This window comes from Chryseobacterium sp. CBo1 (assembly GCF_001693475.1).
GTDB lineage: Bacteria > Bacteroidota > Bacteroidia > Flavobacteriales > Weeksellaceae > Chryseobacterium > Chryseobacterium formosense.
Genome location: NZ_MAUH01000003.1, coordinates 104,646 through 125,952, shown reverse-complemented (window position 1 = coordinate 125,952; position 21,307 = coordinate 104,646). Strand labels below are relative to the sequence as shown.

General features: G+C 35.2%; 17 protein-coding genes. 5 read left to right on the top strand and 12 right to left on the bottom strand.

The features are described from left to right. Positions 1-56 precede the first annotated feature (56 nt). Positions 57-257, bottom strand: a complete 201-nt coding sequence (locus tag BA768_RS03845) for a hypothetical protein (RefSeq protein ID WP_123947061.1) — start codon at positions 255-257, stop codon at positions 57-59. Between the two features lie 373 nt (positions 258-630). On the opposite strand from BA768_RS03845, the gene BA768_RS21030 reads away from it, so the two are divergent. Further along, entirely contained in the window at positions 631-1,437 is an 807-nt protein-coding gene (locus BA768_RS21030; protein ID WP_123947060.1) for a hypothetical protein, read from the top strand. Between the two features lie 31 nt (positions 1,438-1,468). On the opposite strand, the gene msrA is transcribed toward BA768_RS21030, so the two are convergent. The 9 genes from msrA to BA768_RS03795 form a co-directional block, all read right to left on the bottom strand. After that, positions 1,469-2,029, bottom strand: coding sequence for a peptide-methionine (S)-S-oxide reductase MsrA (gene msrA / locus BA768_RS03835; RefSeq protein ID WP_065719766.1), 561 nt, complete (start codon positions 2,027-2,029; stop codon positions 1,469-1,471). Positions 2,030-2,273: 244 nt separating this feature from the next. Next, positions 2,274-3,239, bottom strand: coding sequence for an ROK family protein (locus BA768_RS03830; protein WP_034677574.1), 966 nt, complete (start codon positions 3,237-3,239; stop codon positions 2,274-2,276). A gap of 81 nt (positions 3,240-3,320) precedes the next feature. Continuing rightward, complete coding sequence (locus BA768_RS03825; protein ID WP_065719765.1) at positions 3,321-4,529, bottom strand: PepSY-associated TM helix domain-containing protein; 1,209 nt, start codon at positions 4,527-4,529, stop codon at positions 3,321-3,323. 333 nt (positions 4,530-4,862) lie between these two features. Next, positions 4,863-6,980, bottom strand: coding sequence for a TonB-dependent receptor (locus BA768_RS03820; protein WP_065719788.1), 2,118 nt, complete (start codon positions 6,978-6,980; stop codon positions 4,863-4,865). Then, positions 6,980-8,182 (bottom strand): PepSY-associated TM helix domain-containing protein, encoded by a 1,203-nt coding sequence (locus BA768_RS03815; RefSeq protein ID WP_065719764.1) that lies wholly within the window; start codon positions 8,180-8,182, stop codon positions 6,980-6,982. The genes BA768_RS03820 and BA768_RS03815 overlap by 1 nt, the downstream gene beginning before the upstream one ends. A gap of 42 nt (positions 8,183-8,224) precedes the next feature. Continuing rightward, positions 8,225-10,423, bottom strand: a complete 2,199-nt coding sequence (locus BA768_RS03810) for a TonB-dependent siderophore receptor (protein ID WP_065719763.1) — start codon at positions 10,421-10,423, stop codon at positions 8,225-8,227. A 155-nt stretch (positions 10,424-10,578) separates the two neighbouring features. After that, positions 10,579-13,653 (bottom strand): preprotein translocase subunit SecA, encoded by a 3,075-nt coding sequence (gene secA, locus BA768_RS03805; RefSeq protein WP_065719762.1) that lies wholly within the window; start codon positions 13,651-13,653, stop codon positions 10,579-10,581. A gap of 115 nt (positions 13,654-13,768) precedes the next feature. After that, the gene (locus tag BA768_RS03800) at positions 13,769-13,990 is read right to left on the bottom strand and encodes a DUF2795 domain-containing protein (RefSeq protein ID WP_027382805.1); all 222 of its coding nucleotides are present in this window, start codon (positions 13,988-13,990) and stop codon (positions 13,769-13,771) included. 140 nt (positions 13,991-14,130) lie between these two features. Then, a complete protein-coding gene (locus BA768_RS03795) occupies positions 14,131-15,153 on the bottom strand; it encodes a GDP-mannose 4,6-dehydratase (protein WP_034677580.1) in 1,023 nt (340 codons plus the stop codon). Between the two features lie 166 nt (positions 15,154-15,319). On the opposite strand from BA768_RS03795, the gene BA768_RS03790 reads away from it, so the two are divergent. Continuing rightward, entirely contained in the window at positions 15,320-16,117 is a 798-nt protein-coding gene (locus BA768_RS03790) for a DUF2797 domain-containing protein (RefSeq protein WP_034677581.1), read from the top strand. Positions 16,118-16,224: 107 nt separating this feature from the next. Further along, entirely contained in the window at positions 16,225-18,927 is a 2,703-nt protein-coding gene (locus BA768_RS03785; protein ID WP_065719761.1) for a hypothetical protein, read from the top strand. Between the two features lie 28 nt (positions 18,928-18,955). Here BA768_RS03785 and BA768_RS03780 read toward each other — a convergent pair whose 3' ends face one another. Then, positions 18,956-19,300: a hypothetical protein gene (locus BA768_RS03780; protein ID WP_065719760.1), complete on the bottom strand. Its 345-nt coding sequence runs from the start codon at positions 19,298-19,300 to the stop codon at positions 18,956-18,958. A gap of 162 nt (positions 19,301-19,462) precedes the next feature. On the opposite strand from BA768_RS03780, the gene BA768_RS03775 reads away from it, so the two are divergent. Beyond that, on the top strand, positions 19,463-19,654 hold the full coding sequence (locus BA768_RS03775; RefSeq protein ID WP_034677585.1) for a hypothetical protein: 192 nt from the start codon (positions 19,463-19,465) through the stop codon (positions 19,652-19,654). A 134-nt stretch (positions 19,655-19,788) separates the two neighbouring features. Continuing rightward, a complete protein-coding gene (locus tag BA768_RS03770) occupies positions 19,789-20,832 on the top strand; it encodes a PA0069 family radical SAM protein (RefSeq protein ID WP_065719787.1) in 1,044 nt (347 codons plus the stop codon). Here the strand turns inward: BA768_RS03770 and BA768_RS03765 are convergent. After that, positions 20,795-21,112 (bottom strand): helix-turn-helix transcriptional regulator, encoded by a 318-nt coding sequence (locus BA768_RS03765; RefSeq protein ID WP_065719759.1) that lies wholly within the window; start codon positions 21,110-21,112, stop codon positions 20,795-20,797. The two genes, BA768_RS03770 and BA768_RS03765, sit on opposite strands and share 38 nt — an antisense overlap. Positions 21,113-21,307 lie beyond the last annotated feature (195 nt).

The following is a 21,307-nucleotide window of genomic DNA, read 5'->3' as shown; positions in this document are numbered from 1 at the left end:
ACAAAAAAGGACAGAATATCAAATCTGCCCTTGCTTTACTTTGTTACTAATTTAACTTATGGTCTTGGAGGTGGAGGTAGTTGTCCTGAATTTCCTGTTACAGGTTCGCCATCTTCTCCTGTTCCCGTTCCCGGATCAAAGCCTGTTCCGCTTCCATTTTGGGTTGTTACAGTATTTCCGTTATTATCACAATTTGTTGTATTTGCATTATTATTTCCGAATGCTAAACCTAGTAGCATTAATAGTAATTGGATCATTGTTCAAAAAATTTATTGTTAAAGCATTCGTGTTCTTCCCTGCGAAACAGATCGCAAGCAGTGTTACACGATTAAAAAAATTGAAGCGCTTCTAAATTTTTTGGGAAGTGAACCATCAAAAACGGAAGAGAAACATCTGCTTCCCAACCCGGAGTTTTCTTCCGCTTTATCAGGTGATTTTAGAAATCAGTTTTTAGTAATTGTTTTTTTGTTTCTGATTTCTTTTACAAATATCTGTTAGAAATAACCGAATCTACGGACAGCCGATAGACAGGAAAATGGATTGTAAATGCTTGATTTTTATGGAAAACCGTAATTTAGTTGACAGGATTTTGTCTAACTTGGACAACAATAACTAATAACCTAAATTATAATGTACAGTAAGAAGAAACTTTTAGTGGAAACGGTCTTTGAAACTGCAAAAAAGGAGCTTCCACGAGCAAGTATAAATTCCCTCTCAAACTATTTAAGTAGCCTTTTTGATGAGAGGTATGATTTTTCTAGAGACGAGAGATCGTTTACGAGGTATTATAAAAGCTTAATACAAGACGGAGAAGACTATAATATAGATGATATCACATTACTTTATTTAAGTAAATATATTGGTTACAAGGATTTTGAGGATTTTTGTAGTAAAATAAATATTGAAGGTGGAGATGGTTCAACAACTTTTAAATTAGGCTTTAGTGATATATTATCTGAACAAACCCCTCAAGTTAGTATTACCGTTAATCCAACATTCAAAATGCCCGAATTCATGAAGAAAAACGGAATGGGATTTATGGAAATTGCTCTTTTGGTAAGTCTTACGACCGGGAGTATTGCTTTTTCAAAGAAACCGAATACACAAGCTCAGGGTTTTGCGGGAATTTTACAACCTGGACCGAAATGTATGTATTGGGATAAAAGTGAATACAAGCCTGCAGATTGTGATGATAAAAACCCAGTCTATAGTGAAAGAGTTCCTTTTGACTACGAAAAGTTTACTTACTTTAAAAGAATTGAAAGAAAAGATACCTTAACGGCTGAAAATGCTTTCGGAAAGGTTTGGTATTCAAAATATAATGGGGAAGTAGAGTTCTTTACGGATGATGGTACTGATCCGAATAACGGAAGAGAATTAAGAAAAGCTACCGAATATATCATCGAAAAATATGGCGGAGTTGCAGAAGAGGAATAAAAAAAGCGAAGAAAAATCTCCGCTTCTATTTTTACTGTGAATCTGTTTCCAGCATTCCTAATTCTCCGAAATGTTTTTTAAACTTTTGAATTTTTGGTCCTACAACAGCACTGCAATACGGCTGCGTGGGATTTTCGTTATAATAACCTTGATGATATTGTTCAGCCGGCCAGAATTTTTCGAACTGCGTTAATTCCGTTACGTATTCGCCGCTCCATCTGCCGGATTCTTTAGATTTTTGAATAGCTTCTTCCGCTTTTGCTTTTTCCGCTTGATCTTTATAATAAATTACAGAGCGATATTGGGTTCCAATGTCATTTCCCTGTCTGTTTAATTGGGTAGGATCGTGTAGAAAGAAAAATACATCCATCAGTTGTTCATATGAAATAATTGAAGAATCATAAGTAATTTGTACAACTTCTGCATGACCCGTTTCTCCGGTGCACACTTCTTCATATGTAGGATTATCTTTATGACCTCCGGAATAACCTGAAATGGCGGATTCTACCCCTTTCAACATATTAAAACAGCTTTCCACACACCAAAAGCATCCGCCACCAAAAGTGATCTGCTGTACATTATTTTTATCCATTTTTTAAATTGATTTTTTGTTTAAATAGTTTTCCCTTTATAGCCATTGAAGGTCATGAAAAAACTTATCAAAAATAAGAAAAAATGCATCAAATTTGTCTTAAATAAAACATCTAAACACAAATTGCACTAATAGATTTCACAAATAATCACGAAATAAATTAATCTAAATGGTTTTGAAAAATCAAAATAAAAAAGCATCCTTAAATTAAAAGAATGCTCAATATTTTAGTAAAAACGTTCGATTATTTTTCCCAAACCAAAGCACTTGCGCCAAGAATTGCTGCATCCGCTTCATCCAGTTCGCTGAAAACCAATCGTACTTTATTTCTGAAAATAGGAAGAAGATTTCTTTCCATGTGAAGTTTTGCAGGTTTCAAAATAAAATCTCCGGCTTTGATTACTCCTCCGAATAATAAAATAGCTTCAGGAGACGAGAACATCACAAAGTTTGCCAATGCCTCCCCTAATTTCTGACCGGTATATCGGAATACTTCAATCGCTACAGGATCTTCTTTTAAGGCACATTCATGAACGGTTTTAGAATTAATGGCATCTTCAGGAAACTGATTAAGCATAGAATCCGGAAATTCAGCTCTCATTTTTTTTGCCGTAATGGCAATTCCTGTCGCAGAAGCATAAGCTTCAAGGCTTCCTTCTGAGCCTGTGCTCCAATGTTTTCTTCCACCTGGTTTTACAATGGTATGACCCAATTCTCCGGCAAAACCATCATGCCCGTAAATTAAATGACCTCCGGAAACAATTCCGCTTCCAACACCAGTTCCTAAGGTAATCATGATGAAATCTTTCATGCCTCTTGCTGCACCGTACATCATTTCGCCCAAAGCAGCGGCATTTGCATCATTCGTCATTTTGCAAGGACTTTCAAATTTTGCTTTCATTAAGTCAGCAAAGTTGATCACCCCTTTCCATGGAAGGTTGGGAGCCAGCTCAATCGTTCCTCTGTAGTAATTTGCGTTAGGTGCTCCTACACCGATACCTTCAATTCCTCCTTCAGAATACTTATCGATCATAGGCTGTATCTGCTGATAAAGTGCATCAACAAATGCTTCAGGTGTGCTGTATTGGTCTGTTGGTAATGAACCTTTGGTTAAAATTTCTCCTCTGTGATTCACGAGACCAAACTTCGTATTGGTTCCACCGATATCGATACCTAATGCAACCTGTTTTGACAAATCTACTACTGACATTTTCTTATTGTATAATTTCGAGGCAATAAATTTATAAAAAAGATTGTATTAATAATCAGCAAACCCGATTTATTTGAAAAATCAGATTGTTTTTTTGGTCTTTTTTCTTCTTCCCCACCAGATTAAAAAGCCGGTAACAGGAAGCGAAGCACAGATTAAACTGACTATAAAAGCAATAATTTTTGTAGGCAATCCTAAAATTGATCCTACGTGAATGTCGTAATTGGCTCCTACCGTTTTTTCACCAAAGTTTTTATCTTTCATATCGTGAGTATGCAAAAGCTCACCCGAGTTTTCATCAAAAATAAGACTGCTGCTTTTGTGATAAGAATAAGATAAATGCTTTACATACACTTCGAAATTGGGATGCTCGTGATCATCCATATGCGGATGTCCCAAATCGACAGAAAACCCATGAGAATCCGGATATTTTGCCTGAACAGTTGCAATTACTTTATCTAAAGTAGAGCCTGTTCTCATTTCTATCGGAGCTTTTGTTGTAATGTGTGAAAAATCAGGATATGCCGTGCTTCCACCTGAAAAGACGAAATAAATCATCGCCTGAACGACAAAAAAGGCATAAAAAAGCCCTGTAATTGAGAATATTAAAGCAAATATGGATGCGTAAAACCCTAAGACGTTGTGAAGGTCATAGTTCTTTCTTTTCCAGCTTTTTACATTCTCCCATTTGAAAGAGAAACGTTGCTTTCTGGCTGCTTTATTTTTCGGCCACCAAAGAATAATACCGGAAATCAGCATGATGATAAAGATGATTACGGGGATTCCCACCACATATTTACCCCAATCCTGCTTTAGCAAAAAGCTCCAGTGAATAGATTTTACAATATTGAAAAAGCCGTTTTTCTCGTCATAAACTTTCAGAACTTTTCCGTTGTAAGGATTTACGTAAGCGAGTTTATAAATAGGAAATTCATCGAAATAATTCCAGGTTTCTGTATTGTGTTCGTACCAGTAAAACTGATAAGACATCTTTTTATCAATAGGTACATTCACCCAATGGATTTTGAACTTTTCTTTCACCTGCTCATCTACCATTTTTTCTAATGTACGAATAGGAAGTACCTGCTTCTGCGTAATATTCTGCTCGTTATGATAGATTACTTCTTTTCTGGTGAAATTCTCTACTTCGTCTTTAAATACAAACAGCGTTCCCGTAATAGAAACAATAAAAATAATCAGACCGACCGATAATCCTAACCATAAATGCAGCTTTCCTGTCCATTTTTTAAAAGGGCTGATTTTCTTTTTATGATGATGCTTTTTCTTCATTCTTTTCTAAACTTCGGCAAAGATAGTATTTTAAAATTTATTTAGAATACTTATAAATTGTGTTGGTCTTTGAATTTGAAATTTTTCTTCAATCGCAATGGACAAAGACTTATTTTAAATGTTTGAGTTTGATTTTAAGATAAACAAAGACGTTTCACTTAAATCCGAAATACAATTGTATAATGGTTGTTAAATGAAATTTCTATTTGCCTGCGTACAGTTTGTCATCCTGAAAGGATCTAAGCACAGTATTAAAATGTAATTTGCTAAGATTCGTACCTAGATTCTTTCAGAATGACAAACTTTGAATATTTTAAATGTTTAAAACTTTGATTAAAACTTATATTCAACCATAAAAGTTCCTCTCATTCCCAAAGAATTGGTAAAATCTGCGTCTCTTGCAGCCCACCATGCAATAGCAGGCTGATACATTTTGTTGAAAACATTTTCAATACCTAAAGACACCTTCCAGTTGTTGTTGACTTCGTAACTTGATTTAAAGTTGAAAACAGTGTATTCCGGAACTTCACCTTCACCATAAACATACAATCCTGTTTTAACATTCGGATCGAATCTGTCTTGTCCAAAGTTATGAAGCATATCTAACCCAACAGATAATTTTTCAATTGGTTTTACCTGTGCATATGCCAAAACTTTTGGTGCAGAAATTCTGCTGTTGTTGATTTTTGTTGAATAATCGCCATCATCTTTTGGTGAAGTAATTCCTTCTATCCAGCTGTAGCTTCCTCCGAAATTGATCCATTTTGTAGGGTTAAAATGTAGAAAACCTTCCACACCATACACGACTTCAGGAGCTCTCTGGATCGTCAAGGCTCTGTCCGGACTCTGGATAAAAGTAGCTCCCAATTTTGAAGTGCTTACGTAAGAAGTTACTTCATAATTGATCCATTTTGCAATCTGTCCTGTTGCTCCCAATTCATAATTGTTGACAATAATTGGTTTTGTTTCAAGATTTGTAATGGTATCTGAAGTGGAAGTTCTCAGAATTCTTCCCAGCTCGTTGATCGAATATGCCTGTGAAAAGCTTCCGAAAAGGTTAATGGTCGGGTTGATATTATAACGAACACCAATGTTTCCTACCAATGCATTATATTCAAGGTCTCCACCTTTTACAAAGATACTTTGGGTAAATGTTCCGTCATTTTTAATGCTTGAAAGGGTGTTGAAATCACCGACATTTACTTTCATGTTTTCGTACCGAAGACCCCCTTTGATGGTAATTTTCTTTAATAAATCGATTTTAACCAACATAAAAGGAGCAATATTCGTCATATCCATATCGGGAGTCCAGTAACGGCCGTCTTCCAGTTTCTGAACCGTCTCATCATTTAAAACATCGACCCCATAAATAATTTCTGCCTGAGAATTTTTAGCGCTCCAAAGCTGAGTGTCAAAGTTGGCTCTGGCTCCGTATTTTTTAGAAATCACATTAGATTGTCCTCCTCCAAAGAATGTATCGCTATAGCCGTAAACTGTTCTGAAATCCTGCATGTAAAGGTTTACATTTAATGAAGTTCCTTTCCAGATGTTTTTATTGTCGTAGCTTACTTTAATATTATGGTTTCGTGGAGTTCCTTGTGGTGTGGTTTCAAGATTTTTTCCTTCACCTTCACCTATTGTCGGAGAGATACCGTATTTACCTGTTCTTAAACCTAAATTAAGATCAGATCTTGAAGCATAACCAATGTAAGAGGCTTCAATTCGTTGGTTTTCATTAAAATTATAACCTAACTTCAACATTCCGTTGTAGTTATCCATTTTTGCCGGACTGTATGTCGGACTTAAATAAACACCATCCGCATCTTTCATATAACCAGTTCTTTCGTAGGCTAATGAAGCAACGTAGTCAAACTTTTTGGTAATTTGCCCTGAAAACAACTGGCTTGCTCTGAAGCCTAATGTTTCGCCATACGGCTGACCTGTAATTCCAACCTGCGAAATTCCTGAAATTTTCTTGTCAGAATTGCTTTTTCGGGTAATGTAATTAATGATCCCTCCATCTGCGCCATTTCCATAAATAGATGAAGCTCCTTTAATAACCTCGATTCTTTCAATAACTGAAGGGTCGATTGATCTTAAATCTCTGGCTCCGTTTCGCAATGGTGTTGATTGCGGAATGCCATCAATTAAAACCAAAACCTGACGTCCTCTTAATGTTTGTCCGGTATTGGACGTCTGTCCTGAACTTGTCGCCAAACTCGGAACGGTATATTGTAAAATGCTTGTAATATCTGAATTCACCGTTAATTGCGACTGAACCTGTTTTTCACCAACAATCGTCACAGAGCTCGGAATTTCTTTTATGCTTTCTTTTTTTCTGGAAGCCGTAAGTACAACTTCGTCTACATTTTTTATTTTTAAACTGTCTTTTTCCTGTGCAAAAGCAGTAACGGTTGCGAGACAAGCTACTGATAGAAGAACCTTTTTCATTATATTTTCTTTCCTTGTTTTTTCTTTTTTCCCCACCACACTAAAAATCCGGTAACCGGCAGTGAGGTACAGATCAATCCTGCGATAAACCAGATGATTTTCCCGACCAACCCGAAATAAGAACCGGTATGAACATCATAATTGGCATTGGCATATTTTTCTGCGTTATTGAGTTGCTGATGAGGTTTGTTTGATAAAAGTTTACCCGAATATTTGTCGAAAACAATCTGGTTTCTGATGGCAAATTTTCCGTCTTCACCATAGACTGTGACAGGAATGTTTTTTAGTTCTTTCCCTTTTTTATTTTTACCGTTGAGTGGAATTCTGAAGCTTGAAGACTCAGGGTATAAATTTTTTGTTTCCTGAGCTGAAAGGTCAAAAACAGAATTGTTTTTTGCTAAAAGTGAATCAGGTGATTTGATTTCTTTTTCTTTCGGAAGTTCAGAAGATCCGGATAATGTAAGATTGAATGTATTTTTCACCCACGGATAAGCGAAGTATATTCCTGATAAACTTAATAATAAAGCAATAAAAGATGCGTAAAATCCTAAAATATTGTGGAGATCATAGTTTTTACGTTTCCAGGTTTTTACATTTTCCCATTTAAACCAAAAACGACCTTTTGCTGCACTCTTATTTTTGGGACACCAAAGAATAATGCCGGTAATAAGCATCATTATAAACAAAACAACAGGAATCCCTACCACATATTTTCCCCAATCAGCTTTTAATAATAAGCTCCAGTGTATTGATTTTAAAATAGGGAAGAGATCGTATTTTTCGTTATAAATTCCTAAAATTTGCCCATTATATTGATTGACATAGACCAGCTTGTTGATCTTTACTTCATCAAAATAATTCCAACCCTTTTTATCTTTTTCGTAATACAGAAATTCGTATGATTTATTTTTGTCTAAAGGAATCTCAACTGAACTGATCGGAAACTTTTCATTGATTTCCAGCGAAACTTTTTCCTTTAAAATTTCAATTGAAAGAGGATTTTGTGTAATTGTTTGAGCTTTTACATAAATCACATCCTTTCTCAGCTGATCCTGAATTTCATCCTTAAAAACATACATCGTCCCCGTCAAAGAAACAACAAATACAATAAGCCCAACCGACAAACCAAACCACAAATGCAGCTTGGCAGACCATTTTTTTGTAAAAGAAGGTTTCTTTTTGTGGTGATGTTTTTTTCGCATGAGAAAAAAGTTAACCTTTTGAGGGGTTAACTTTTATTTATGTTAAAATTTGTATCCGATTGATAGTCTAAAGTTCCTTGGCGCTTCAGCTTGGTAGTAATAATAATTTCCATAAGGTGAACCTGAATATAAGTATCTGTTGAATACATTGAATATGTTAAGTCCAACTCTAAATTTAGCATTCTCCCATGATGCTCCTGCATCAAATTTCACATAATCATTTAAATCTTTCTGAGTACCTGAATTTGCCCAAGACCATGTGCTTCTGTCTGCTAAGTAAGTTCCGCCGAAAGATAAACCAAAACCTTCTAAAACCCCATCAGTAAATGTATAGTTTAGCCATCCGTTTGCAGTATGTTTTGCATATCCAGGAACTCTCATGCCTACTGGATTGCTTGCAGGATCGTTTGATTCTGTTACCTTATTTTCAGTGAAGGCATAGTTAAATATTGCATTAAATCCTTTTGTAATTTCACCTTTTAGATCAAATTCAACTCCTTGAACTCTTGTTTTCCCAAGTAGGATCGAAAATTGCTCGGAAGGACTGTTTGTAGGATCGGCCACAGTTGCATTATTTTTTATAATGTTATATGCTGAAAGGGTGGTGTTCCATTTTCCTCCGAACCAATCTTTTTTTACCCCGATTTCCATGTTGTTTCCTGTAATTGGTTTTACGGTGCTTCCATCTCTGAAGATTGCAGCCTGCGGCACAAATGCCTGGTCATACAAACCATAAACAGATAAATTATCATCAATTGAATAGCTGATTCCTACACGAGGAGTGATTTTATCTGCATCCGCTTTAGTACCATAATTATTTTCTTTCACGTTTGTATAACGGGCTGCAAGAGTTAATCTCAATCTGTCATCCAAAAAGCCTAATTCGTCTTGTAGATATAAACCTGTATAATTTTGTTCTATCGTACTTCCAAGTCCTGCTCTTACAGAAAGAGGTTTTGTTTTATCAAACGGAACATAGGCAGATGAGTTATTTGATCCGTAATATGCTCCATTGCCATTAATATCATAATTGTTTGTATCTAAATTATACCAATAGCTGTAATCGGCTGGTGCAGTATAATCATCATTTTCATTATATTTATCAAGATTATATCCTTGAGACCAGTCAGCCATATATTTTTTGCTTCCTAAATCAAGCCCTGCTAAGATTTTATGTGAAACCATTCCTGTTTTAGCATAACCATTCAAGAAAATTTGTCCGAATTTCATCGTGTTATCTGCCTCCCAATAACCTAATCGACGGATCATATAATTTCCTTCAAAGCTGCTTGGCCACAGATTACTCCCCATAGTATATTCATTAACATACGTAAGTTGGGAAGTTAATTTCCAGTTCTCATTGAATTTATGTTGCAAATTAATATTTACTGTATTATTATCAACTTTAGTAGGATCAATACCCGGATCAGTTGCTGTATATTCCACAGGTTTTGTTCCATAACCTTCAAAACTGAATACGTACGCAGAACCCACCTCAGACATCTTTGCTTTTTGGTAAATATATTCTGCCGTTAAAGTTGTTTTATCGGTAAGATTTACTTTCAATGAAGGATTGATGATATATCTGTCATTAAATTCATAATCTCTGAAACTGTTTTTGTTTTGAGCCATTAAGTTCAATCTAAAAGCAACTTTATTAGTAATTTTAGTATCAATATCAGCTTCTCCTCTATACATATTGAAGCTTCCTAAAGTTACTCTTGCAGAACCATTCAAAGATTGTCCTGTAGGTTTTTTAGTTACGATATTATAAATTCCGCTTGGTTCACCGTTTGACATCAAAAATCCTGATGGTCCTTTGATAAACTCAATATGATCTACAAAAGACATATCTTCGCTAAGTGGTCCCCAGTTTGAAGTTACATTTACTCCATTCATAAAAGCGGCAGCTCTTGAACCACGCATATTGACTCTCGTGTACATATCTCCCCAGTGTTCCAATCTTTGAGCTCCGGCAACATTTCTCAGAACACCATCACTTAAAGTAGTAACTTGCTGATCTTCTAATGCTCTGTTGGTAATTATGGAAACATTTTGAGGGATCTTGATTAATTCCTCATCTAAACGCATTGACGAAGAACCTTCTTTCTCAACATATTTTTTATAGTATTTCCCGTTTACGATAACCTCTTCAATGTTATTAGATTTTAAGGTATCTCTTTCCTGTGCGAAAGTAAATATTGTCCCAAGCAGGGAGGCGCAAACCAAGATTTTTTTCATGAAAGTCAAATTTTCTGCAAATATATTCTTTTTAATTATTCTAAATAAATTACCGCGTTGATATTTGTCATATTATTTTCCAAATATTATTCAATAAATAAGAAAAACCCGCTCCAATAAGAACGGGTTTTTGTGAAATTTATAATTTTTATCTCTTATGCGGGAATTTCTCCTTTATATAAGAAACTGATAATTTCTTTATTCATCTTATCAACCATTTCGCTGAATAAGTGGAAAGATTCCTGCTTGTAAATCACCAAAGGATCCTTCTGCTCATAAACAGCACCCTGAGAAGATCTTCTCAGATCATCCATTTCACGAAGGTGAAGTTTCCAGTTCTCATCGATGATTGATAAGGTAATATTCTTTTCAAAATCATTAATAAGACTATCGCAATGAGTTTCATAAGCTTCCTTCAGATCCGTAACAATTGTTGTTGTTTTGTGACCATCTGTGAAAGGAACCTGAATCATTTTAAACATTGAACCCTGATTCTGATAAACATTCTCAATAATCGGGAATGATTTTTCTTTCAATAAGTTCAGCTTCATTTGATAGTCTTCCTGAGCTGCTTTGAAAACAATATCGGTAAGATCCGCAACCTGTTTAGATTTAAAATCATTTTCAGAAACCGGAGATTGCATGGTGAAATTCTTGATGATTTCAAACTCAAAATCTTTGTAATTTCCGGAAGTTTTTCCTTTGGCTACTATAGAATTTGCCACATCAAAAATCATGTTGGTAATATCATATTTTAAATGATCACCGAACAATGCATTCTTTCTTCTTTTGTAGATAACGTCACGCTGCTTGTTCATTACGTCATCATACTCAAGAAGTCTTTTTCTTACCCCAAAGTTGTTTTCTTCTACTTTTTTCTGAGCTCTTTCGATAGATTTTGAGATCATAGAATGCTGAATAACTTCACCTTCTTTATGACCCATTCTGTCCATCATTTTAGCGATTCTTTCAGAACCGAATAAACGCATCAAGTTGTCTTCCAGAGAAACATAGAACTGGGAACTTCCAGGATCTCCCTGACGTCCCGCTCTACCTCTCAACTGTCTGTCAACACGTCTTGAATCGTGTCTTTCTGTTCCGATAATTGCTAAACCGCCTGCTTCTTTTACTTCTTTCGAAAGCTTAATATCGGTACCACGACCTGCCATGTTGGTTGCAATCGTTACAACTCCTGGCTGACCAGCTCCAGCAACGATCTCCGCTTCTTTTTTGTGAAGTTTCGCATTCAAAACCTGATGCTGAATCTTTCTTAAACTTAGTGCTTTTGATAATAATTGTGAAATCTCAACAGAAGTTGTACCCACCAATACCGGTCTTCCTGCTGCTGTTAATCTTTCGATTTCTTCAATTACAGCGTTATATTTTTCTCTGTTGGTTTTATAAACCAAATCTTGTCTGTCATGTCTTTGGATCGGACGGTTGGTTGGAATTACCACAACGTCTAATTTGTAGATCTGCCAAAGTTCTCCGGCTTCAGTTTCAGCAGTACCGGTCATCCCCGCAAGTTTATTGTACATACGGAAATAGTTCTGAAGGGTAACTGTTGCAAATGTCTGAGTTGCTGCCTCGATTTTTACATTTTCTTTAGCTTCAATTGCCTGGTGAAGACCATCTGAATAACGTCTTCCTTCCATGATACGGCCTGTCTGCTCATCAACAATTTTTACCTCACCGTCAATTACCACATATTCATCGTCTTTTTCAAATAATGTATATGCCTTTAGCAATTGGCTCATGGTGTGAACTCTTTCAGATTTTTCTGCAAATTCTGAGAATAATTTTTCTTTAGCTTCAAATTCTTCTTCTTTAGATAAATTCTTAGCCTCAACCTCAGCGATTTCAGTTCCGATATCCGGAAGAACGAAGAAATTTTGATCAGAGTTTCCTTGAGACATGTATTCAACACCTTTGTCTGTAAGGTCAACCTGATTGTTTTTTTCTTCAATTACGAAGTAAAGATCTTTATCTACAATCGGCATATCGCGATTGTTATCCTGCATATACTGAGCTTCAACTTTCTGAAGCAATGCACGGTTTCCGCTTTCCGATAAGAATTTAATTAATTGTCTGTTTTTAGGAAGACCTCTGTAAGCCTGAAGCAATTTGAATCCTCCTTCTTTTGTGTTTCCTGCAGCGATTAATTTTTTAGCTTCATTAAATATTGCAGAAACTGTTTTTTTCTGAACTTCTACGATTCTGTCGATAGAAGGCTTCAGAACATCAAATTCCTGTCTGTCACCCTGAGGAACAGGTCCTGAAATAATCAATGGTGTTCTTGCATCATCTACTAAAACAGAGTCAACCTCATCGACGATAGCAAAGTTCAGTTCTCTTTGTACCAATTCTGAAGGTGAAGTTACCATGTTATCTCTCAGGTAATCAAAACCGAATTCATTATTGGTTCCGTAAGTAATATCTGAGTTGTATGCCTGTCTTCTTCCGTCTGAGTTCGGTTGGTGATTATCAATACAGTCAATCGACATTCCGTGGAATTGGTACAATGGTCCCATCCAAGCCGAGTCTCTTTTTGCAAGATAGTCGTTTACGGTTACCACGTGAACTCCTCTTTCGGGAAGTGCATTTAAATAAATAGGAAGTGTTCCTACCAAGGTTTTACCTTCACCGGTTGCCATTTCGGCAATTTTTCCGCTGTGAAGAATGACCCCACCGATGAACTGTACATCATAATGCACCATATCCCAAACGACGGGTGTTCCGGCTGCATTCCATGTGTTTTTCCATACGGCCTGATCTCCTTGTATTTCAATGAAATCTTTTCCTGCTGCTGCCAATTGACGATCCCAGTCTGAAGCAGTTACACGAATTTCTCCGTTTTGTGCCCATCTTCTGGATGTTTCTTTAATCAAAGCAAAAGCTTCAGGAAGAACCTGCAAAAGAACTTTTTCTTCAATTTCGTAAGAATCTTTCTTTAAAGCTTCGATTTTAGAAAACAGAGCTTCTTTCTCATCAACATTGGTAGAGTTTTTTATTTGCTCTTTAATTTGTTCTATCTGCGCTGTGATACTGGCTGTCGCTTCTTTGATTTTAGATTTGAATTCGGCAGTTTTCTCTCTCAAACCATCATCAGATAATTCTCCGATGTTTGGTTCAACAGCTTTGATTTTTGTTACAACTTTTTTTACTTCCTTTAGGTCCTGCGCTTTTTTGTCTCCCAAAAACCCTTTAAGAACTTTATTTAAAAAACTCATAGAATTTGATTTAAGCTTAAAGTTTAGATGCTTTAAGCATATTAAAATTACACGCTTAGTGTGTATGTTATATTTAAAAAGCTTTAAGTGTACTACTTAAAGCTTATGCTTTGTCTTAATATTCGTCTTCGTTCCACAGATAATCTTCGTCTGTAGGATAGTCGCTCCAAATCTCATCGATCGCATCGTAAATTTCACCTTCATCTTCGATTGCCTGAAGGTTTTCTACAACTTCCATCGGTGCACCAGTTCTGATGGCATAATCGATAAGTTCTGCTTTTGTCATCGGCCAAGGTGCGTCGCTTAAATATGAAGCTAATTCTAATGTCCAGTACATAATTTTTTATTTTTTTGCAAAAGTATAAAAATAGGTTATATTATAAACTTTTTTATGACTTGATTTTCAATTCTTTTTATTAAACTTTTAATGCTTTCTGTGCCATTATACATTTATAGGGCATTTCCTGCATATTGCTGTCATTTTCTCAAAAACCATTCCACAAATTTTTTTGTGCCATTTTGGAAGTTGGTGACAGGATTATAGCCTACTAAATTCTTTGCTTTGGTAATATCTGCATTGGTTTTTGTGACATCGCCGGGTTGCATTGGCAGATTTTTTCTGATGGCAGATTTTCCTAAAAGTGTTTCCAAAGTTGAAAGCATTTCGTTTAAATTGATAACCTGGCTTTCTCCTAAGTTTATAATTTCGTAAACACCGGAATTTTTCTCAAGATATTGAGATGATTTTACGATCCCGTCGATGATATCATCAATATAAGTATAGTCTCTTGCCGTTGTTCCGTCGCCATAGAACGGGATTTCTTTGTCTTCAGAAATGAGTTTTGTAAATTTATGAATGGCCAAATCCGGTCTTTGTCTCGGTCCGTAAACCGTAAAAAATCTTAATTGAAACATATCAATTCCGTATAAACCATGATAAACGTGTCCTAAAATTTCACCGCTTTTTTTGGTAGCTGCATAGGGAGAAATAGGTTTATCTACATTGTCGGTTTCAGAGAAAGGCGTTTTTTCATTGTTGCCGTAAACGCTCGATGAAGATGCACAAATAAATTTCTTAATGCCGAACTGTTTGCAAAGCTCCCAAAGATTCATCGTTCCGCGAACATTCACCTCTTCGTATTCTAAAGGACGTTCTATGGAAGGTCTCACACCTGCAAGAGCCGCAAGATGAATGATCTGATCGATTTTATGATCGGTAAAAATTTTTTCAAGCCCGTTTTTATCTCTTATATCCTGAAAATATAAAGTGTGGTTTTCTGACTTTGAAATAGAGATCAAATGTAGAATATCATTTTCTTTTTGTGAAAATTCAAATTCAGATTTTTTACCTAAAGATTCTAAAGTATTTTTGATTTTTACTTTATAATCATAAAAATCATCGAAGTTGTCAATATTTATGACAGAATGTCCTTCTTTCAATAATTTTTCAATCAAGTGAGAACCTATAAATCCGCTTCCTCCTGTTACGAGATATGTCATCTTAGTGTTTTAGTTGCACAAAAGTATAAATTTAAGAATTTCTTTTGTTTAATAAATTGATAATATTTAAAATATATAAACATCGTTTTTAATAAGTGAATTTGTTTTGAAAACTATTGATGATGATATTTCCTGTTTTTGTACTTTTACTTCAAATAAAATTAATATGCAATTTAAGGGGCAAATTTTAAAAATGACGAGCTTTAATGATCAACCTATTCAGTATTATCTTAATCTTTCGGGAGATCTTATTCATATGAATGAGCTTTTTGGGAAAGAACTGACGATAAAACATGCCGGATTTCAGTGTGTGAATTGTGGTTTAGATAAAACGATTTACAGAATGGGGTTTTGTAAAAGCTGTTTCTTCGAAAGCCCTTATGCAAGTGATACCATTATCCGTCCCGAACTTTCTACGGCGCATTTGGGAATTGGTGAAAGAGATCTTGATGTAGAAAAAGAAATCCAATTGCAACCGCATACCGTATATTTAGCTTATACCGGTGATGTGAAAGTGGGAGTGACCAGAAATACACAAATTCCGACACGATGGATCGATCAGGGAGCAACTTTCGCTTTGCCGATTGCAAGAACTGAAAACCGTTACGAAGCCGGAATGATAGAAGTTGCCTTAAAAGAGCATCTTCCGGATAAAACAAACTGGAGAAAAATGCTTCAGGACGATTTTGAAGATGATATAGATCTTGCAGATTTTCAGCAGAAAATACGAGAGTATTTTCCTGAAGATTTTCAGAAATTCTATTCTGAAGGCGAAAATATGTGGAAATTCGATTATCCTTTCGGAAAACCGGAAAAAGTAAGCTCGTTTACACTAGATAAAAATCCTGAGTTTACAGGAAGGCTTACCGGAATAAAAGGGCAATATTTGGGATTTGAAGGCGGAAATTTTATGAATGTAAGAGGACATGAAGGATATGTAATTGAACTTGAAGTGAAAAATTAGCATTTCCCTGATTTTCGGGATGGTCTGATTTTGGCAATTCAAATATTTTGTACCACATCAGTATTTGTACTCAATATTTTTTTGTTTTAAACTAAAAACTTACCACCATGAAAAAAAAATGGGTAAAAAAGCTCTTCCTTTTTTTAGGAATATTTGTCGGAGTGATTCTACTAGCGAATCTTGCTCTCAACCTTTGGCTTAAAACCCAGCTTCCTGATTACATCAAGGAAAATACGGATTATAAAGTTTCATACAAATCTTTGGATGTAGACCTTGGAACCGGAAATATTTTTGCAACCGGAATCACCGTCAACAATAAGAATCCACAAAATACAAACGTTATAGGTCTTCAGGGAACGATTGATACTTTAAAAATCAGCCGGTTCGGGATTTATGATGCGATATTCAATAAAGTTATAAGTTCTTCTGATCTGTTACTGGCAAAACCTGATCTCAATATTATTCTGGCAAAACCTGTTGATAAAAAAACCGGAAAAAAAAGAAATCCGGTGATGTTTGAGAATATCAGAATCAATAAAGGTACAATCAATGTTTTTAAACATAACAAACAGAAATTTATAGGAGTCAATCAGCTTGATCTGTATGTAGAAAACCTGCAGATGACTGAAGAATCTGTTGAAAATAAACTTCCGGTAGTTTTTGATCAATACAGCATTCGCGGAAAAGATTTTTTCTTTCAGCCGGATGACATTTATACCTTAAAAATCGATCAGATTACAACGACCAACGGACAAATGTCTGTTGAAAACTTTCAGTTGATGCCGATGATTTCTTTTGAGCAGTTTAAAAAAACTTATCCTCAGAAAACTCAAATGTTTCAGTTCAGTATTCCCAAGATGAATTTTAAGGATGTTGTATTGGAAAAAAATAAGGTTTCGCTTGCCAATGCAGATTTTCAGAATCCTTTTCTTAAAGTGTATAAAACAGGTGCTTCAATCATAAAGAAAGATGAAAAAAAGCGCAGTTTTGAACTCAATTTAGATGATATTAAACTGAATAATGCCAAAATTCAGATTCTGAAACCGAATGAAACCGATCTTTTTCTTGCCGAAAATCTGAGTGTGAATGTCAACAAACTCGAATTTACCAAAGAAAGTTCACAGGAAATAATACCCGTTTTATATAAAGATTTTAAAATTGCAGGAACTGGAATTCATTATAATGATCAGCAGAATATTTCTGTCGAGAGTTTTAGTTTGAATCCTAAAGGCGGACAAATTAAAAATATTATTGCAAGACCAACCCATTCGCCCGGAATGGGAATGGATTTTAAAACAAATCTTATCCAGTTTAATATCAATGATTTTAAGTTTGTAGATAAGAAATTAAACCTCGACGTAAAAGATATTTTAATTGATGGAATTAATGGTAAAATTGCAGCAGGAAAAGTTGTTCCGAAGAAAAAGACGGCGGTGAAAGGAATTCAGTTTCCTATTGTTGTTGGAAAAATTGCACTTAAAAATTCAAATTTAACATACGAAAGCAAAAATCAGCCTTTGACATTTAATGATCTGAATGCAACCGTGAATCAGCTTGAATTGGTTGAAAACACTGCGAAAAACGGAATGGCAGTCAAGATAAAAGATTATGCCGTGAACACTAAAAATTTCATTTATAAAACAAAGTTCTATAAAATGAATGCAGCAAGTTTGGCTTTAACCAAAAACAAAATTAACATCAGTCAGTTTGCGATGGTCCCTCTGGTTTCGAGAGCTCAGTTTATCAGAATGATTCCCGTGGAAAGTGACTTGTATGACATAAAGGTTAGTCAGATTTCGGCGCAGGGAAATTGGGATTTATTTTCTGAAAACAAATCAATCAATGCGACAAACGTTACCGTCAATTCTGCAAATGCCAATATTTTCAGATCTAAAATTCCGGCAGATGATCCAAAGATAAAACCTTTGTATTCCAGAATGTTGAGATCGATTAAAATTCCGATGTATATCGCCAATCTTAATCTGAAAAATTCAATTTTAGAATACGAAGAAGATACTCCGAAAAGCAGCGGGCCGGGAAAACTGACATTCAGTAATTTTAATATGAACGTCAGAAACCTGAACTCCGCTAAGATGAAAGGAAAACCAACGCATGTGAAAATTAATATCAATACTACATTTATGAAATCTTCACCGCTTTCGGTAAACTGGGGATTTGATACTGCAGATCAGGGCGATCATTTCACGATTGCCGGAAATCTTGACAATATTCCTGCCACGGCTTTGAATTCTTTTGTAGTTCCTTATTTAAGCGTTTCTGCAACGGGAACCATTCAGCAGATGCTTTTTAATTTTAAAGGAAATCCAAAGGGAATTGGCGGAACATTCAATATTAAACATAAAGATCTTAAAGTTTCCATTTTAGATAAAAAAAGTAAAGAGAAGAAAGGTGTTCTGAGTGCTGTTGCTAATATTTTCATTAAATCGGATTCCGGTAAATTTCCCGAATCGGTTGTTGTAGAAGGAGTGGAAAGAGATCCTACGAAATCCTTCTTTAATATGTTCTGGAAAGGTATTGAGGATGGTTTAAAGAAAACTCTGATCGGAATTAATGTTGATAAAACTAAAAAAACCGTTGAAGGAGCAGTCAATACGGTGAAAGATGTAAAAGGCGGCGTTCAGGACGTCAAAAAATCGCTGAATAATGCTAAAACAGATATTTCGAAGACTTTTTCAGACCCTAATACTGCTGAAAAAACAAAAGCTCAGCCTGAAACTGAAAAACCAAAAGAAAAGAAAGGATTGTTCAGAAAAGTATTTAAGAAAAAAGAAAATCCCGAAACTGAATAATTTCGGGATTTTATATGAAGGCGGTTTATTAATACTCGTCGCTTTCTTCAATAGGGATATTTCGTAGAAAATTGTCAAATTCAGGACCGGGATAGTTGCTTTCCGCTCCGTAAGAATCGATAATGATTCCGAAGTTTCGGTCATCTGCCTGTACAACGTACAAAACAACATTGTCGGCAGGATTGCTGTCACCTTCAAAACGGTATGTTTTAAGAATGGTAAGTTCCTCAGGCTTATAATTTTTTTCTGAATCTTCATATTTCATTTCACAGGATTCATTCATTCTGAATTCTTTGTGAATTCCTCTCTTTCTCAAAGTTTCCATGACCTGACTAAGGGTTGTCATTCTGTCTATATTGTCGGGATTTTCCATAATAATATTTTTTTACTGTAAGTACAATTATTAAACCATAAACCAATATGAAGACTATAATTTCATGGTAAGAGAAACGGATATATATTAACAAAAATTGTTACAATAATTTTTTAAAAAGGTACACTATTTGCTTGACCACATTACAAAATTGTAAAAAACATGAAAAAAGAAGTAGGAGTTTTGCTTGCCAGCGGAGTTGGTCTTTTGGCAGTACTGAGTTTTTTAAGTGTAAAAAAAATTTTAAGTAAAAAGCATAAAAAGTATAACGAATACTATTCGGATCATCACAGACACTTTGACAAAAAAAGTGACGAAGATGATCATGGTATTGAGTTTTACGCATTCAAATAAGAAGTAAGTAAGAGATATAAATTTTTTTAGAAGATCCGGTTTTCCAAATTTTTTGGAGCCGGATTTTTTTGTGGAAAACTTTAGTGTTAAAACTCATTATTTTAGAAAAAAACCATTCTAAATTTACAGTTGAAATGCAGAACGAAAATATCATAAAAGGTCAGGGTGCACAGCGAAATGTTATCAATCGTTTCGACAAATACACCTATGAGCCTGAAGATGAAGATTTTGAATCTGTAAAAACTACATTCACCGAAGTTTTTCCTAAAACCATTGTCAATCAGGTGAAAAGCGAAGATTTACCAATGGAATATTCGATGAATCCTTATCAGGGTTGTGAACACGGATGTTCTTATTGCTTTGCGAGACCCACTCATGAATATTGGGGATACAGTGCCGGGATTGATTTTGAAAGAAGAATTATGGTCAAGAAAAATGCTCCGGAATTACTAGAAAAATTTTTCAGAAAAAGAGGCTATAAACCTGCGCCGATTTTGCTCTCCGGAAATACAGATTGTTACCAACCTGCAGAACGTCAATTTGAGATTACAAGAAAAATTCTGCAGGTTTGTCTTGATTACAGACATCCGGTAAATGTGCTGACAAAAAATGCATTGATCTTAAGAGATATTGATATTTTAAAACCTATGGCTGAACAAAATCTGGTTTCTGTTTCACTAAGTATTCCGACAATCAATGAAGATCTTCGAAGAAAAATGGAACCCAGAACCAGCTCTGCAAAAAACAAACTGAAAGCCATAGAAATTCTCTCTGAAAATGGGATACCCACTCATGTCATGGTAGCACCGATTATTCCGGGATTAAACAGTGATGAGCCTTTAACTATTTTAAAAGCTATTTCTGATGCCGGAGCTCAAAGTTTTGGGTATACTTTGGTACGATTAAATGATACGGTAGAACCCGTTTTCATAAAATGGATTGAGACCGCTTTTCCCGACCGAGCGCAAAAGGTTTTGAATCTCATCCGTTCTATGCGCGGCGGAAAACTGGGCGACAAAAGAATGTTTGAAAGGCAAAAAGGCGAAGGAAACATTGCAGAAATGATTCACAATACTTTTAAAATCGGCAGAAAGAAATTTTTTAAAGACAAAGAATTTCCTAAGCTTTCAACGAAGGGTTTTACTGGAACGAGGGAGCAGCAGTTGAGGTTGTTTTAAATGATCTTAATTTTTGTTCCAAAACCTTAATCTTTTCTTTTAAGGATTGCAATTCTTGTCTAATGTCTTCCTGGTTATTTAGGAGAAAATCTTCTTCATAAATATCCTCAACAAAAACTTCAAGTAATTGCGCAATTCTCTGCCATTCTAAATCTGTAATTTTTATCTTTCCGGATTCTCTTTTCTGGTATTGGGTTTGGCTTATTTTAAGATAGGTTGCAATATCCGTTTGCGAAATCTTCTTGCCCTTACGGATGCCAATAAGTTTTTCTTTTTTCATTGTGTTGTTGTGTTTTCTATAACGAAAATACTAATAATTTTCGTATTTCAAAATTATAGGCTATAAAAAGCGGTAATTTTTGGTTGGATGGGAGGAGTATGTTGTTTAGTTTTGAAAAACATTACACTGAAAAACGAATGTTTATTTTTTAGTGCGCACAAACGAAAAATAAAATTTTTTGATTTGAACGAATTA